This is a genomic window from Trueperella bonasi (assembly GCF_030811535.1).
In the GTDB taxonomy this organism is placed as follows: Bacteria; Actinomycetota; Actinomycetes; order Actinomycetales; family Actinomycetaceae; genus Trueperella; species Trueperella bonasi.
Genome location: NZ_JAUSQX010000001.1, coordinates 20,402 through 36,962, shown reverse-complemented (window position 1 = coordinate 36,962; position 16,561 = coordinate 20,402). Strand labels below are relative to the sequence as shown.

The window sequence follows — 16,561 nt, the reverse complement described above, 5'->3', positions numbered from 1 at the left end:
GCCTAGACCATTGCTCGCAGGTCCTCGACCTTGTTAGTGCGTTCCCAGGTGAAATCCTCGTCTGTACGGCCAAAGTGACCGTAGGCGGACGTGGCCGAATAGATAGGACGAAGCAGGTCAAGCTCGGAAATTATCGCTGCCGGCCGCAAGTCAAAAACTTTATCCACAGCTGACTCAAGAGCCGCGAGTTCGTGTTTTTCGGTTCCAAAGGTGTCAAGCCGAATGGAGACCGGTTGAGCCTTACCGATCGCATACGCCAGTTGAACTTCGCACCGATCAGCCAAACCGGCGGCGACGACGTTCTTTGCAACCCAACGGGCAGCATAGGCGGCTGACCTATCCACCTTTGAAGGGTCTTTACCCGAAAACGCGCCACCGCCGTGGCGAGCCATACCTCCATAGGTATCTACAATGATCTTTCGTCCGGTCAAGCCAGCATCGGCACGCGGGCCACCGAGAATAAAACGTCCTGATGGATTAACTAAAACAGACAGATCGGCGCAATTCAGGTCGGTTTCCTTAGCTAGCACGGGATCAATCACGTGCTCGCGAATTGCACGCTCCAACCAAGCCGCACTCACGTCGTCGTCATGCTGGGTCGAAACGATAACCGTGTTAACGCCAACTGGACCGCTCTCACCGTAGTCGATCGTCACCTGAGTTTTTCCATCGGGTCGAAGCCCCGGAACAATTCCGGATTTACGCACGTGCGTAAGACGCTCGGCAAGGCGATGCGATAGATGGATTGGTAGCGGCATCAGGTCGGTAGTCTCGTTGGTTGCATACCCAAACATGATGCCTTGATCGCCCGCGCCTTGCAGATCGTAAGCGTCTACTTCGGAGGCGGTGCGAGCCTCATAAGATTCGTTGACTCCCCCGGCGATATCGGGAGACTGCTGGTCGATGGCCACCATGATCCCGCAAGAATCAGCATCAAAACCAATCTGTGAAGAGGTATAACCGATATCCTTGACGGCTTCCCGAATAACTTCTGGAATTTCGACGTACGCGCTTGTCGTAACCTCGCCGGTCACGAAAACGAGCCCGGTGGTCACAAGAGATTCGATCGCTACGCGAGCTTTCGGATCCTGTTCCAGCATTGCATCGAGAATTGAGTCAGAAATACGGTCGGCAACCTTATCGGGATGTCCCTCAGTTACAGACTCGGAGGTGAAAGGCTGAAGTGTCACTTAACTAGTCCTAAATTCCTTGATCGCGTCGATGATTGCAACGGCCACGTCGGCCTTGCTTCCTGTAGTTTCAGCTAGCGTCGAGCCAGCGCCGTCGACAATCGTTACAGCCGTGTCAACATTACCAAAGCCGGATTGTGCGCCCACCTGGTTAATCACCAAGAGATCGGCTCCTTTGCGGCGGGCCTTTTGTCGGCCGTGTTCGAGATAGTCAGCCGTCTCATCACCTGTCTCGGCAGCAAATCCGACGATAGTTTGCTTGCTGCGTCTAGCGCGTGCCAACCCGGCCAAGATGTCCGGATTTTCAATGAGTTTCAGTGTGAGATCTGCGCCACGTTTAATTTTATTCTGCGCGCTCGCGTCTACTCGAAAATCGGATACCGCTGCACTCATCACAAGGACGTCCGCTTTGCCAGACATCTCTTCCATAACGTCTTGGAGCTCGAGCACGGTAATAACCGGGATTATATGAACATCTTGCGCTAAAAGGGACATAACGGAATCGTCAATGTTAGCCGCGACAAGATGGACCTCCGCGCCCCGCCGGGCGGCTTCATTGGCCAGTGCGATGCCCATTCGCCCGGTTGATCGATTGGCAATATAACGTACTGGATCAATCGGTTCACGGGTGCCACCGGCACTGATCACCATCCGAGTTCCGGCCAGATCCGAAGCACCCACACGATCGTTAGCCAGCCGGCGCAGGACGGCCTCAACAATAGCTTCAGGCTCGCTCATCCGGCCCAATCCGCTATCGGTGCCCGTCAATTGACCCGATTCAGGGCCAATAAATTCGACACCGCGCTCACCCAACGTATCGACATTTGCTTGCGTCGCCGCGTTATTCCACATTTCGGTGTGCATCGCCGGGGCCATGAGGACTGGCCCAGTTGCCATCAACACCGAGGCCGTCAACAGGTTGTCAGCAATGCCTGCTGCCACTTTAGCTATCGTGTTCGCCGTAGCAGGAGCAATCAGCACCAGATCAACATCTTGGCCGGTACGTACGTGAACGACCTCCTCGGCCCCCTCGGTGGTATGCACATGAACCGGGTGTCCCGAGATCGCTTCCCACGTCGTTTTTCCAACGAACTTTAGTGCTTCGGGTGTAGGAACGACGACGACGTCGATCCCACGTGCACGCAAACCGCGGATAACCGCAGGTACCTTGTAGGCGGCGATGCCGCCCGTGACTCCCAAAAGTACGCGCGGCATCGGATTTTCAGAAACTCGGTCGTCTCCCGCTTGGGAGATCACCGAGGAGTTAGTCTTCAAGGGACATCGAGAGCTTGTCTTCAGCAATCTCTTCGAGTGCTACCGACAGCGGCTTATCCTCGGGAGTTGCAGGTACCAGTGGGCCAATATTGGTGATATTTTGGTCGCCCGACTTCATCTCTTGACGATACGAATTAATCTGGCGAGCACGCGCTGCACTGAATACGGCCAGCGTGTACTTGGAATCAACCTTTTCCAGCAATTCATCGATCGCTGGTGATGTAATCCCCTCTGGATTTGGAGTTGTTCCGAACATTTTTCCCTCTCCACGATGTCGCCTCGGATAGCCCAGGCATCAGCCTTTAATCCTACTGTGTTTGGTCAATGATCTTAAGTAGATCCGCGGTGGCTTGTGCCACTGTCACGTTGACGACGACGTGATCGAACTCAGATTCGGCGGCCATCTCGACCTTTGCCGTTTCTAGACGGCGCTTTTGCTCCCCTTCAGTTTCAGTGCCACGCCCGTGTAGTCGTCTTTCAAGATCAGCCCATGAAGGCGGGGCTAGAAAGATCTGTTGCGCGTGTGGGAGGGACTCACGAATCTGCCGAGCTCCGGCCAGATCCACTTCCAACAGAACGGTGTGCCCCTGCGAAAGGGCCTGTTCAACAGGTTCCCTGGGCGTGCCATATTTTGCTAAACCGTGGACAAGGGCCCATTCAAGCATCTGGCCACCACGTACTAATTCATCGAATTTCTCCTCGGAAAGAAAAAAGTAGTTTACTCCATCTACCTCGCCAGGCCTCGGCTTGCGAGTTGTGGCAGAAACAGAGAACCAGATATCTGGCCGTGAACGAACAATTTCAGCTATGACCGTGCCCTTGCCTACGGCAGTGGGACCTGTTAACACAAAAGCTTTTGCCATGGCCCTATCGTGCCAGAATCATTGACAGCTAGCCAAACGGCACCGTAGCGAACATATTGCAGCGAGATTAGCCGAAAATATCAATCAGGCGCTGCGCTTGATGTTTGCCAAGCCCACCGATCCTGCGGGATGGCGAAATTTTCGCTTTTTCCATGATAGATGCGCTCTTAGCTGGACCAACCCCGGGCATTGACTGCAAAAGTGCCGTAACTTTGAGCTTGGCAATGACAGGATCGTTCTTGGCAAGTTCAAGAACTTCGGATAACTTTTTTCGCCCTTCTTTGAGATCTTCTTTGATCGCAGCGCGCTGCTTGCGCGCAGCAGCTGCTTTTTCTAGCGCGGCTTTGCGCTCTTGTGGAGTTAATGTTGGTAAAGCCATAATGCTCTCCTCAGGCTCGACTCTGTTAGACGCTAATATAGCGTGCGAACATGCGAAATTCCGCAGTTAGATGCCGATTCTTCGCGAAGAAATTATGGAGCGATATTTACACTGGTCACAGCGACGCAAGTGCACGAACGTGCGACACGCGGGATGTTAGATGCAACGGATTTCATATTTGGAGATTGTGTTCCTGAAGAGTTTTTACGCTGAAATCTTGGTCACGTTGATCCTTAATTGCTTGGACAGCAGCGGCGAACTCCGCGATCGTCGTCATTATCGGTAGATCCGCTGCGGTGGTCGCCGCACGAATCGCATATCCATCTGCTCTACTACCTTTACTGTTGGGCGTATTAACGACGATGTCGATGTTTCCCGAAGTTATCAGGGAAACAACATTATGCTCGTGATTTTCTGAAATTTTATCCACGGGCGTGGAGTCAATTCCATATCGTCCAAGTACGCGCGCCGTGCCCGCTGTAGCATAAATCTTAAAGCCCATGTCCACTAGCTGAGAGACGGGAAAGATCATTCCAGCCTTATCGGCATCCGAGACTGAAATGAAGACACTGCCTTGAGTAGGCAACCCTCCGTAGGCACCAGACTGCGACTTTGCAAAAGCCAAGGGGAAAGTGGAATCAATCCCCATCACCTCTCCGGTAGACCGCATTTCTGGGCCAAGAACAGTGTCCACAACCTGGCCGCTGCGCGTTACGAAGCGTTTGAAAGGTAAGACCGCCTCCTTCACCGAGACAGGCCCGTCTTGATCCAAAAATCGTGCGTCTTGCTCGGGCAGGGCACCTACATCTTTGAGCTCAGCGATGGTTTGCCCCATCATGATGCGCGTTGCGGCCGGAGCTAACGCCACCCCGGCTGCTTTTGAAACGAACGGCACGGTGCGTGACGCACGTGGATTAGCCTCGATTACGTACAGAATTCCCGATCTGATCGCATACTGGATGTTGAGCAAGCCAACCACGCCAATACCGCGAGCAATCGCCTCGGTCGCCGCATATATCTTTGCGATCATCGATTGTGAGATAGTCAGCGGCGGAAGCACGCAGGCGGAGTCTCCCGAATGGATGCCGGCCTCCTCAATGTGCTGCATAACTCCCCCGAGAAATAGCTCGTGGCCGTCGTATAGCGCGTCCACGTCTATTTCGACAGCGTCGTCAAGGAAGCGATCAATTAGTAGCGGGGATGCTATTCGTGTAGCATCTGTCTTTTCCGACTCGCGGCGATCAAGATAATCCTGCATTTCTTCTCGCGAATACACGATTTGCATGCCTCGTCCGCCGAGCACATAAGACGGGCGAACCAGAACTGGATACCCAATACCCTCAGCGACGTCGAGCGCCTGTGAATCATTCATTGCCGTGCCAAATTCGGGGGCAATTAAGCCAGAGTTTTCGAGTAGCGCACCAAAAAGAGCACGGTCTTCCGCAAGGTCGATTGCTCGTGGCGATGTTCCGACGATTGGCAGCCCGGCGTCTTCTAAATCACGCGCTAGAGATAGCGGGGTTTGCCCACCGAGTTGAACGATAACGCCTGCGATCGGGCCAGCTTGGCACTCCGCCCGATATATCTCAAGCACATCCTCAAGCGTGAGCGGTTCAAAGTAAAGCCGGTCAGAGATATCGAAATCGGTAGATACGGTCTCCGGATTACAATTCACCATGATTGTTTCGTATTCGTTACGCAATGCAAACGTTGCTTGGACGCACGAATAGTCAAACTCAAGCCCCTGCCCAATCCGATTGGGGCCAGACCCCAAGATCATCACGGCAGGTTTATCACGCGGGATTACCTCCGTTTCGTGATCGTAACTCGAGTACATGTACGGAATTTTGGATTCATACTCGCCCGCGCACGTATCCACCTTTTTATATACCGGGTGTAGGCTATAAGCCCACCTCACCTCACGCACTGCGGCTTCACCAATACCCCGCAATTGGCCGATTTGCTGATCTGAAAAGCCATGACGCTTGGCTTGAGCTAAAACTTCTTTGCTAAGCGCTTTGGCGGACGCAATTTCGTGTGCAACATCGTTAATGAGTGCGATCTGGTCCAAGAACAGCCGATCAATCGCGGTGATCTTATGGATCTGTTCAACGCTCGCGCCGCCGCAAAGCGCCTGTTGGACCTCGATAATCCTATCTTGAGTCGGCCGCGCTATCGACGAAAGTAGCGCTTCGACGTCGGGCGTGCCGTCCCAATGAAACGTCGATCCCTTTTTGTCGATCGATCGCATGGCCTTCTGCAACGCCTCGGTGAAATTCCTGCCAAGACCCATGGCTTCGCCAACCGACTTCATCGTCGTCGTCAAAGTATCGTCTGCGGCAGGAAACTTTTCGAAGGTAAACCGCGGAACCTTGACGGCCACATAATCAATGACGGGATCGGATACGGACAGCGGCTGCCCAGTCATGTCATTGGTGATCTCGTCAAGGGTGTAGCCCACTGCGAGCTTGGTTGTCACCTTTGCGATCGGCACTCCCGTAGCCTTAGAAGCTAGAGCAGAAGAACGCGACACGCGCGGATTCATTTCAATAACGACGACGCGGCTTGTTCCAGGTTCGATTGCCATCTGAATATTGCATCCACCAGCGGCAAGTCCGACCTCCCGGACAATCTCAATTCCCAGTTCGCGAATTGCTCGGAATTCTTCGTCTGTCAACGTGAGTGCTGGGGCCATCGTGATCGAGTCACCGGTATGTACTCCTACCGGATCAAAATTTTCGATCGCGCATACACAAATGGCTGTATCGTTGGCATCGCGAATAACTTCAAGCTCGATTTCTTTCCAGCCAAGTATTGACTCTTCGAGAAGTACCTCGGCGGTATGAGAATGGTGCAACCCTCCCCCAACTATACGCGTCAGCTCTTCGGCGTTGTGCGCGAGTCCCGAGCCAAGCCCACCCATCGTGAACGAAGGCCTGACGACGAGCGGGTATCCAAGATCGTCGGCAGCCTGCAAGCATTCCTTGAGGCTATGTGCGATATGCGACCTTGCTGACTCTCCCCCGCACGCCTCCACGACTTCCTTGAAGGCTTGGCGGTCCTCTCCCCTGCGGATAGCATCCGCATCCGCTCCAAGCAATTCGACCTCGTACTTATCGAATGTGCCATTCTCGGCAAGAACCATGGCGGTGTTTAACGCGGTTTGCCCGCCTAGGGTGGCGAGCACAGCATTAGGTCGCTCACGTTCAATTATGCTGGTCACCACCTCCGGCGTGATGGGCTCGACGTATGTTGCATCAGCCAGATCGGGATCGGTCATGATGGTCGCAGGGTTCGAATTAACGAGAATGACGCGGAAGCCTTCTTCTTTGAGCACACGGCACGCCTGGGTACCCGAATAGTCAAATTCGCAGGCCTGGCCAATAACTATCGGGCCCGAACCAATAACGAGTACGGATTCAATGTCAGTTCTACGCGGCATTACAACTCGCTTTCGATCGTGACAGTCAGCTTCTGGCCGCGTGCGTGCCGAATCAACGCCCGAGTATCGACGTCCCGAATGCCTACGACGCCGTCCTTAACCATCTGCGCCTCAAGCTCGGTGTGTGCGTGAATTGAGGACGAACGCGGAACCGGGTCGCGCGCAATGATGCCCGCAACGCGCAATCCCGTTCGTTCTAAGTTCATGCCGGTATTTCCCACATGGGGCGTCGCCAACAGTGCAATTGCGCCGTCGTTTGTCCGGTCAACCAGAGACTGCTCGTAAGCTGTGGCACTCGTTTCGACGATAAGGTGGCCCGTGATCGTACCGCGCGCGCCGAAAGATTCGCCGGTGAAAATTCTTCCATCTTCACAAACGATCCTTGCCCGAGTGCTCATAGCCCGCTCCTTCCATGTGCCGGAACCAAAACTACCCGTTCTAGGCTAGCGCCCCTGCAGTGTTTTACTCTTCGCTCACTGGCTTAGTCGGAATGGACGTGATTTCTGCACTCAAGCCAGCAGTTTCTGCCTGACGGATTTCACCGACGCGATTAAGCACGCCCATGGTGAAGCCGACCGACGCATCAGATGACAGCTCGCGAGCCAAAGACTTAATTTCGGAAACGACGACGGGTACGTCCACATCAAGGAACATGATTTCTGTTGCGCCCATCCGCAAAAGATTACGATCCACCGTACTCATGCGCTCGAGCGACCAATCTGGCGATGCCGCCTCAATCATGGAATCAACATCAGCTGCCGAATCGGCGTACGTGGACACGATCGTGCTTCCGTATTCGCCGATAGGAACCTTATTTGTTGAAACTACCTTGCGCTCTTCGAGCAGGGTACTCAGATCGGTATCGCGCGCATCCGCCTCGAACAGTACATCCAAGGCCTTTTGCCGCTGGAGTGAACGCCCTTTTCGCTTCGGATTCTTACGCTGGTTGGCTGCCTGTGTCATTAGGCCCGGCCAAGGTACTCGCCGGAGCGGGTATCAACTTTAATCTTGGTGCCCTGATCTATAAACAGTGGCACCTGGATTTCGTAACCCGTTTCGAGGGTGGCAGGTTTCGTACCCGCGTTTGACCGATCGCCTTGCAGGCCAGGTTCAGTAAACGTAATTTCTAAAACAACGGAAGCTGGAAGTTCAACGAATAAGACTTGGCCGTCGTGCATAGCAACAACAGCATTCTCGTTTTCAAGGAGGAAATTCTTCGCATCTCCCATAGTCTCAGCTGTTACGTATAGCTGTTCGTAGGTTTCCAAGTCCATGAACACGAAGTCTTGGCCGTCGTTGTATAAAAATTGCATGTCTCTACGGTCCACCGTGGCAGTTTCCACTTTGACGCCGGCGTTCATCGTCTTGTCAACATTTTTTCCAGACAGAACGTTACGTAGCTTCGTTCGCACGAAAGCCGGGCCTTTTCCAGGCTTAACGTGTTGAAATTCGACAACTTGCCACAGCTGGTTGTCGAGCTTTAAAACCATGCCATTCTTGAGATCGTTCGTCGTTGCCACATTCATCCAATCTTTGCTAAGCCGCTAACTACGGCGATTCAACATAAGGATAGCGCGAAGTTGGCACAAACTCCCATCGCCTCACTATGAGGAGCTACACGCTGGTAAGTTCGCGTACTTGAGGTTGATGGATACGCGCACCGAGCTCCAGCTCCTGTTTCGAGGGCCGCGCCGCGCGCAAAGCCCAAAGAATACAAGCAAGATCAACAAGTTCTTGCATCCACGCCCCAACGAAAGCGGGCATGATGCCACTCGCCCCGATCAACATGAGGATAACCGAAAACCCAACCCCGATAGCGATTGCTTGCCAGGCGATGCGCATGGTTCGTTGGCCGACTAAAACAAGGCGTGGAATGCGAGTGAGATCGTCCAGCATGATCACCACATCCGCCGATTCCACTGCCGCTGCGGCGCCACGAGCTCCCATTGCCACACCCACATCGGATGCGGCAAGTACGGGGGCGTCATTAACACCGTCGCCCACCATCATGACAGGGCCGGGCTGAACCCGCCCGATTGCGTCGACCTTATCTTCGGGCAACAGACCTGCGTGCACCGAGTCTATTCCAAGCACATTTGCCACGGTTTTTGCCGTGCCTTTCGCATCGCCGGTGAGCATCACGGTGTTTCTAATGTCAATTTCGTGAAGCGCCTGAAGCGAGGCGGGTGTTTCCTCCCGGATGGGATCGGACATCTCCAAGCGCCCCATAAGTTCGCCGTCAATACTGATGTAGATCGAAGATCGGCCCGGCTCAGTAACGTGCGGATCTGACTCGTTGGAACCGGTGACGAATCCGTATTTGCCTACCTTGACTTGCTGACCGTCCACGACCGCTTCAACTCCTTGTGCCGGGATATCGCGTGCACGCTCCGGTTCGGGAATATCATTGCTGGCGGCAGAAACGATTGCCTGGCCAAGAGGATGGGACGAATACAGTTCGGCGCTGGCGGCTAGCCGGAGTATGTCAGATTCCGGCATTCGCGAGTCGACCACGTGAATTTCAGGTTCTCCCCTGGTGAGTGTTCCGGTTTTATCGAATGCCACAGATTTCACCTTCGAAATTTGCTCGATAGTTCCCGCGTTCTTGACGATTAAACCCGAACGAGCGGCGCGAGACATTCCGGCCATAAATGCGACAGGCGCGGCGATAATGAGCGGGCAGGGTGTGGCGACGACGAGGACCTGCGCGAAACGCATCGCATCACCCGAAAGAGCCCAGGCTGAACCCGCAATAAGGAATGCGACCAAAGTGAACGGAATAGCTACCCGGTCGGCAAGGCGCACAAACGGCGCCTTCGATTCACGGGCCTCGGTTACTAAAGAAACGATCCTCTGGTATTGGGAATCTTCAGCCGTTGCTTGTGCTCGGATCGAGATTGTTGTGTTGCCGTTGAGAGCCCCCGACATGAGTGACTCACCCTCGTGGTGCTCAACCGGTAATGATTCGCCCGTCAGTTGGCTTTCATCGATGAGCGCTGAAGAGGATAGGAGCGTACCGTCAACTGGAATGGTTTCATGGGGACGCACAACCAGACGATCGCCGACCTCGACGTCGTCGATATCAATTTCCTTCAGGCCCGCCTCGGTTTGTAGATACGCAACCGTCGGAGCACCTTCTAAAAGTGCCGTCAGTTCGGCGCCGGCCCGGTTTTCCGCATATTCTTCTAAAGCTTCGCCGCCGGTAAGCATGAGACACACGACGAGTGCAGCCCAGTATTCGCCGACTGCAATAGTTGAAGCAATCGCAGTCACTGCGAGGATATCGATGCCGAAGCTGCCATCTCGGAGCGTGTTCACCATGTCCTTAAACTGCAGGAGAGCAATGAATCCGGCAACACCAGACACGAGCAACTGCGCCCAGCGCCCATCTGTGCACAACTCCAGAAGGACTCCGAAGACAGCGCTTAGAGCAACCAGCGCTACTAGCGGGTATTTCGAAAGAAAGTCCTGAATGCGTTTCATGCGTTCACCATATTCGGCGGTAAACGTTATGACAACGAAGGATAGGCTCCCCTACGAGCTGAAATCACCTTGAAATATCAGGCAGAACAAGAGAAATAATTGCCTCAGCACTCTCGCTTACACTCTTGTTCGTTGTATCATATTCATGCGTCGCCACTTCGTCATATACAGGCTTGCGATCCGCGAGCATGAGCCGGAACTCCTTACGCGGCATCACCATGGTTGCAGAACGAGGTCCAATCAGCCCGTTGCGGGTAACTAACGTTGATAGATCGGCACTAAGGTTGACGATGGCCGCGTCGGGTAGGCGTTTTAGCCTCTCACGAATGTCAGCAAAGTCGTCGTCGAGCGCAACTCCCAGCCCGTCTGATGGAATTGCGAGTGCCCACAGGTGCTCGGGTTCGGACTCAATGTCATCGAAAAATGCGTGTAGTTCCGCACGAATCGAATCGTTGCGTACGTTTTGATCGATGAGTACGTAAAAATCGTTGAGGCTCATTCCGTGGCGGGCGGCAATAACCGAATCGACATCTGCCGCATTCCATCCACGCTGTGCGAGTTCGGCAACAATAGCGCTTTTCCCCGTACCTGGAGCACCGATAAGGATAATTGCAGTCACAGGCCAACACCTGCAAAGGCCGAATCAAGCTGAGCGGGTGTGGGTGCCAAGAAAATCTCAGGTTCGCACAGATCTCGCAGGACAACGAAGCGTAACTTGCCATCGCGTACTTTCTTGTCAGATCTCATAATGTCAATCAAATCCTCACGTTCAACACCTGAGTATTGCCTTGGTAGGCCTAACCGCCCAAGTACTTCACGATGCTGATCAGCGAGCCCCGCAGGCGCAATATTAGCGATCTCAGCTAGTTCGGCAGCGAATACGCAGCCTATCGCTACCGCCTCACCATGGCGAATGGAGTAGTTCGAACTCAGTTCGATAGCGTGGGCTAAAGTGTGCCCGTAGTTGAGGAATTCTCGCTGCCCTGATTCGCGCAAATCCGAGGAGACGATCGCCGATTTCACCCGCACGGAACGCTCAATTAGTTCAAAAAGTTTATCCGCCTGTAACGGATCTTCAGATTCTAAAATTATGCGAGTGATTTCGGGATCAGCAATAAAACCACATTTTGCGACCTCACCCATACCTGCCCGGATCTCCTCAGGATCGAGGGTTGTAAGAGTGGTCAGATCAGCGAATACGCCCAACGGCGGATGGAAAGAGCCGACCATGTTCTTACCGTGAGCGGAATTAATTCCAGTCTTTCCGCCCACGGCGGCATCAACCATAGCCAGCAACGTTGTCGGTACGTGGATGACAGACACTCCGCGCAACCAGGTAGCGGCAAGAAAGCCGGCCATATCCGTCGTCGCACCGCCGCCGACCGCTATAACGACGCCGTCGCGCCCGATACCAGCATTGCCCGCCGCACGCCAACCATCAACGATCACGGCGGACGTCTTAGACTCTTCACCGGAAGGAACCACGAATGTAGAGACAGGCAAATCGGCTATTTTCAGCTCGGTAATGATCGGCTCAGCGTACTGGCGCACATCCTCGCTAAAGACCACGAGGCTTGCCGCTTTCGTACAGGCCAGCCTGACCACTTCACTAGCTAGGTCATAGCCGATAACGACGTCATAGGGCACGTTTCCGCCTACCTCAACGCGGCTATAGGGATTATTCAAATGGTCCACCACTTCATTAACTACGCGCGCTACGGGGCGCGCATCCGAAAGTACAACGTAGCTTGCTACCCTGTGATAAATCGTCGAACGTTCCCGCCGTAGGCGCTGGATACCAGCATGCGGGTGGTTTTTCAACAACGGACGTATGGTGCGTGAACGAGTGACCCTCTCAATGAGTTCTTCATCGGTGGCTTCGATCAAAATAACGTGCTGGTCCGCGAGCAGTTCACGAGTGCGCTGATGAAGAACAGCCCCACCACCGAGCGCGAGAACGCCGTCAAATTTCGCAATCGCCCATTCGATAGCATCCGCTTCGAACTCGCGAAAACCAGACTCCCCAGCAGCTTGAAAAATTTCCTCGACGCTCTTGCCTTCGCGCTCTACGATGAGATCATCCGAGTCTCGAAAATCAAGGCCCAGATGGCGTGCCACTCGGCGCCCCACAGTCGATTTGCCAGCCCCCGGCATCCCAATAAATATCGCGCGTGGCGCCATTATTTGCGCACCTCGGGTAGGGATTCCCACCAGCTTCGAAGATTGCGACGAATTTCTGTGAGGGAATCGCCCCCAAACTTTTCGACCAGCGCCTCGGCTAGAACTAGTGCCATCATCGCTTCGGCAATGACAGCTCCTGGGACAACAGCTGTTGTGTCTGACCGCTGGTGAAGCGCCGTCGTCTCTTCGCCTGTCTCGGTATCGATCGTGCGAAGAGCACGCGGCACTGTGGAAATCGGCTTATAGGCCACCCGCGCAACAACGGGTTCGCCGTTGGACATTCCGCCCTCGATTCCCCCAGCTCGGTTGGTCTGGCGCTTGATGCCGGCCCCATCGCGCAAGATTTCGTCGTGCGCCACACTCCCCCTTCGGCGGGCAGTTTCGAAGCCATCGCCAATCTCAACACCCTTGACAGCTTGGATCGACATAAGTGCGCAGGCAAGACGAGCATCGAGTCTGTCAGAGCCACGCACGTACGTGCCAAGCCCCTGCGGTACGTTCCAAGCTACAACTTCCACAACGCCACCCAGCGTGTCAGCATCCGCTTTAGCGGCGTCCACCTCGGCGCGGAACTGGTTAGCAAGGGCCGAATCAAGCTGACGAACATCGCACTGGTCAAGAGCTTCGGCTTGATCGGGCTTTGCCAGAGGTATGTCGGGCGGTGCCGAAACTGAGCCGACTTCAACCACCTGGGAAACGATCTCGATTCCGGCGGCTTGACGTAACAGCTGCTTTGCGAGCTCGCCCACGGCCACCCGCGCAGCAGTTTCACGCGCCGAAGCGCGTTCAAGAACCTGACGCGCAGAATCGAAACCATACTTGTTCATCCCAACCAAGTCTGCATGGCCCGGACGTGGGCGCGTAAGTGGCTTATTCCTGGAAACTTCACGTTCATCGCCGGTTCCCGCATCGATCAAGAGCGCTTCATCGGGAACTGGATCTGTGCTCATAACCACTTCCCATTTGGACCACTCAGAGTTACCGATTTCGATAGCAATCGGAGAACCAAGCGTAAGACCGTGACGAATTCCGGACAGTACCGCCAACTTATCCTGTTCGAATTTTTGCCTGGCACCTCTGCCGTAACCGAGACGGCGGCGCCATAGCGCGTGCCGCAGATCATCGGTTGTGATCTCCACACCTGCGGGCATTCCCTCAAAGAGCGCAATCAGCGCTCGCCCGTGCGATTCTCCTGCTGTACTCCACCGAATCATGCCCCCATTGTGCCAGTTTCACGCACTGGTTGCGCAATCTGGTCAGGCGGTGAGCGCCCACGCTAGCCACGAGCCACCAACCAGCCACGGTCCAAGAGGATGCCGATCTCGCAAGGTCGCACGCCGTCTAAGGAGCTTTACTATGATGTACAGGCCATGTAGCCCGAATGAAAGCGCGAGCATCATGAGCGCTCCCGGCAACGCCCACAATCCATTCCATCCTGCGAGCACAACGAGCAGCCGCGCGTCTCCCATCCCAAGAAGCCTGCCGGCCGAAAGTTTCGAGGCGCCGACGAACAGGAAAGCTGCCGCAAGCGCCGATACAATTGATACGCGTGGATGGGGACCGAAGAAGATTGCGATGATCCAGACGGTGCCAGATAGATGTGTCCAATTTTTCAGGAGGACTTGTTTGTGGGCATCGATCCAGGCGTTAATGACAATCGGAATATAAAAAGCTACTCCACAAGCAAGACCTAACAGCGGGTTCGGCTCTAGCCAGTATCGGATCGCGCCCACACCGAGTGTAAGTACGGCAACCGCAAGTGATAGCGCATTAGCTTGCCTATTGGTTAAGGTTCCATAGAAGAGTGGATGGGATGGCATGCCCTCAGGCTACGTGCGGAAGATAGCCGTGAAATATTTTTTCCACAGGCCCTAGGAAACGGCCAAAATATCGGCAATAGAAGGACTCTTGCCAGTAAGGACACGCACCTGATCCTGGCGTTGGTGGGCGGTGATCTTCTTTGGCGGCACGTAGCCGCCGGCGAAATCTTCCCAAGCGCCGGTCAGATCGCAAACCGCTTTGGGCTGGGCATTAATCCGATTCTCCTCCGTGTTGATCAATAGATCGATATTGGCTGATTCGACTGCGGAGTAGGGCACATGAGAAATTTCTATTTCCATCCGATGTGCTGCCCCAATAGCAGGGCCGGGCGAATCGGAAGCGATGACGATCTCATCAAAACCATGCGGAACAACGGCCGCAATTGCGCATGCGGCCGCCGCCCCCGCACCTACGATGACCGCGGTGCTGCGAGAGGCACCACGTCCACAATAGCTCCCAAAACCCAGGGAAATTGACCGCTCTAATGCGCCTGGTAGCGCCGCGAAACCAACGACGAGCTCCGAAGATCCAGCCGGTTGGAAAACAACCGTGTCCAAGGCTCCCGCAAGTTTTGCAATCCCATCGATAAAATCGCACCGTGCACGTAGTTCAGGTGCAGAGCTGAGCTCGAAAGCAAATCCGGATGTCCCACGGAAGACGTCGAACAAAGCCGGAGTCGGATCCGAATCACTTACGATCACGTCGGCGCCGCTCAATTCGAATGGACCCGGATTAAGTTGACTAACTCCGAGCGTCAATTTCCCTCGCTAGCTTCCTCTTCCGCCGATTCAGTTTCGCGGGGATTTGCCGCAACCCATTCACGCAATTCCTGAACGTAAGAATTATGCTCGTCAAGGTTATTGGAGAACTTCGTTTCGCCCGTATCAAGATTCGTGGTAACAAAGTAAAGCCAATCGCCCTCAGGAGGGTCGTATGAGGCGGCGATGACGTCGGCGCTTGGATTGGAAATTGGTCCGGGAGGTAATCCGGCATGGATATAGGTGTTGGATGGGTTATCTGCAGCGAGATCTTCTTGAGTTGGCACCCCGCCAGATTTTCCTACTCCGTAAAGTACGGTTGAATCCATCTGTAGACGGCCAGCTACCTGAGAGGTGTCGGTCAATCTGTTTTCAATCACTCTTGCCACGTGCCCGTAGTAATCAGGCCAGTTCACTTCGCGTTCCACAATTGAGGCAATAATGATGGTTCGTTGCCACTGCTCCGATGGAATCCCAAGGTTGTTCATTTCGGAAATCCGATGATCAACCATAGTCGAAAGCGCCTGTTCCGCGCTCGTTCCTGGCGCGAAGGAATACGTGACGGGTGAAAGCCACCCTTCCGGATTACCTCCCGCCTCATCTGGAAGTCCCAGCGCTTCTGGGTCAGCAAGCACGGCCTCAACCTCGGCCGCGTCGTAGCCCATCACTTTGACAAGCCGAGCTGCCACCTGTTCGACTGTGAAGCCCTCAGGAATAGTCACGTTGACTTCAGCGCGGTTGGCGATATTCAATAGGTGTGCGACGGCAGCGGAAGCAGACATTTGCTGTTTCATCACGTAACTGCCAGCCTGTATTGAAGGTGCTCTACGATCGGCGTTGAAGGCATCTATAAATGCGGCCTCGGAGGCGACCACATCATTGGCTACAAGGATGGAGGCAATGTCCGCGCCGGTTGAACCTTCGGGGATGGTAATGACAACTTCGCCGGTGCCCTGTCCGGTGTAGTCTTCCGCGCTGGGGCCATCGAGGTCTAGTAAAGCTTTCACATGCGGCCAAGCCAGTACGACGGAAAACACCAAGAGAAAGGCTGCGAGGAAAAGAACGATGGCACTACGACGGCGGCGTTTGCGTTGTATGGCTGCCCGGCTAGCGCTTTTCCGCTGTGTTGCTTTCCTACGATCAGGAAGCTCATCAAAAATTTCTGTCAC

General features: G+C 54.4%; 16 protein-coding genes. All 16 read right to left on the bottom strand.

Annotation, left to right across the window (positions count from 1 at the left end):
- Positions 1 to 2: 2 nt before the first annotated feature.
- Positions 3 to 1,190, bottom strand: coding sequence for a methionine adenosyltransferase (gene metK / locus J2S70_RS00155; RefSeq protein WP_307681734.1), 1,188 nt, complete (start codon positions 1,188 to 1,190; stop codon positions 3 to 5).
- Complete coding sequence (gene coaBC, locus J2S70_RS00150; RefSeq protein WP_307681733.1) at positions 1,191 to 2,447, bottom strand: bifunctional phosphopantothenoylcysteine decarboxylase/phosphopantothenate--cysteine ligase CoaBC; 1,257 nt, start codon at positions 2,445 to 2,447, stop codon at positions 1,191 to 1,193.
- 7 nt (positions 2,448 to 2,454) lie between these two features.
- Positions 2,455 to 2,721, bottom strand: coding sequence for a DNA-directed RNA polymerase subunit omega (rpoZ, locus tag J2S70_RS00145; RefSeq protein WP_307681732.1), 267 nt, complete (start codon positions 2,719 to 2,721; stop codon positions 2,455 to 2,457).
- A 52-nt stretch (positions 2,722 to 2,773) separates the two neighbouring features.
- On the bottom strand, positions 2,774 to 3,328 hold the full coding sequence (gene gmk / locus J2S70_RS00140) for a guanylate kinase (protein ID WP_307681731.1): 555 nt from the start codon (positions 3,326 to 3,328) through the stop codon (positions 2,774 to 2,776).
- Positions 3,329 to 3,395: 67 nt separating this feature from the next.
- On the bottom strand, positions 3,396 to 3,707 hold the full coding sequence (gene mihF / locus J2S70_RS00135; protein WP_307681730.1) for an integration host factor, actinobacterial type: 312 nt from the start codon (positions 3,705 to 3,707) through the stop codon (positions 3,396 to 3,398).
- Positions 3,708 to 3,879: 172 nt separating this feature from the next.
- On the bottom strand, positions 3,880 to 7,149 hold the full coding sequence (gene carB, locus J2S70_RS00130) for a carbamoyl-phosphate synthase large subunit (protein WP_307681729.1): 3,270 nt from the start codon (positions 7,147 to 7,149) through the stop codon (positions 3,880 to 3,882).
- Complete coding sequence (locus J2S70_RS00125; protein ID WP_307681728.1) at positions 7,149 to 7,547, bottom strand: carbamoyl-phosphate synthase domain-containing protein; 399 nt, start codon at positions 7,545 to 7,547, stop codon at positions 7,149 to 7,151. The genes carB and J2S70_RS00125 overlap by 1 nt, the downstream gene beginning before the upstream one ends.
- A gap of 64 nt (positions 7,548 to 7,611) precedes the next feature.
- Positions 7,612 to 8,112, bottom strand: a complete 501-nt coding sequence (locus J2S70_RS00120) for a transcription antitermination protein NusB (protein ID WP_307681727.1) — start codon at positions 8,110 to 8,112, stop codon at positions 7,612 to 7,614.
- Positions 8,112 to 8,669: an elongation factor P gene (efp, locus tag J2S70_RS00115; protein ID WP_307681726.1), complete on the bottom strand. Its 558-nt coding sequence runs from the start codon at positions 8,667 to 8,669 to the stop codon at positions 8,112 to 8,114. Before efp ends, J2S70_RS00120 begins: the two co-directional genes overlap by 1 nt.
- A 94-nt stretch (positions 8,670 to 8,763) precedes the next feature.
- Positions 8,764 to 10,632 (bottom strand): heavy metal translocating P-type ATPase, encoded by a 1,869-nt coding sequence (locus J2S70_RS00110; RefSeq protein ID WP_307681725.1) that lies wholly within the window; start codon positions 10,630 to 10,632, stop codon positions 8,764 to 8,766.
- Between the two features lie 64 nt (positions 10,633 to 10,696).
- The gene (locus J2S70_RS00105; protein WP_307681724.1) at positions 10,697 to 11,251 is read right to left on the bottom strand and encodes a shikimate kinase; all 555 of its coding nucleotides are present in this window, start codon (positions 11,249 to 11,251) and stop codon (positions 10,697 to 10,699) included.
- Positions 11,248 to 12,813, bottom strand: coding sequence for a 3-dehydroquinate synthase (gene aroB, locus J2S70_RS00100; protein WP_307681723.1), 1,566 nt, complete (start codon positions 12,811 to 12,813; stop codon positions 11,248 to 11,250). Before aroB ends, J2S70_RS00105 begins: the two co-directional genes overlap by 4 nt.
- On the bottom strand, positions 12,813 to 14,027 hold the full coding sequence (aroC, locus tag J2S70_RS00095; protein ID WP_307681722.1) for a chorismate synthase: 1,215 nt from the start codon (positions 14,025 to 14,027) through the stop codon (positions 12,813 to 12,815). The genes aroB and aroC overlap by 1 nt, the downstream gene beginning before the upstream one ends.
- 42 nt (positions 14,028 to 14,069) lie before the next feature.
- A complete protein-coding gene (locus J2S70_RS00090) occupies positions 14,070 to 14,633 on the bottom strand; it encodes a hypothetical protein (RefSeq protein ID WP_307681721.1) in 564 nt (187 codons plus the stop codon).
- Between the two features lie 51 nt (positions 14,634 to 14,684).
- Entirely contained in the window at positions 14,685 to 15,392 is a 708-nt protein-coding gene (locus tag J2S70_RS00085; protein ID WP_307681720.1) for a hypothetical protein, read from the bottom strand.
- The gene (gene mltG, locus J2S70_RS00080) at positions 15,389 to 16,561 is read right to left on the bottom strand and encodes an endolytic transglycosylase MltG (protein ID WP_307681719.1); all 1,173 of its coding nucleotides are present in this window, start codon (positions 16,559 to 16,561) and stop codon (positions 15,389 to 15,391) included. Before mltG ends, J2S70_RS00085 begins: the two co-directional genes overlap by 4 nt.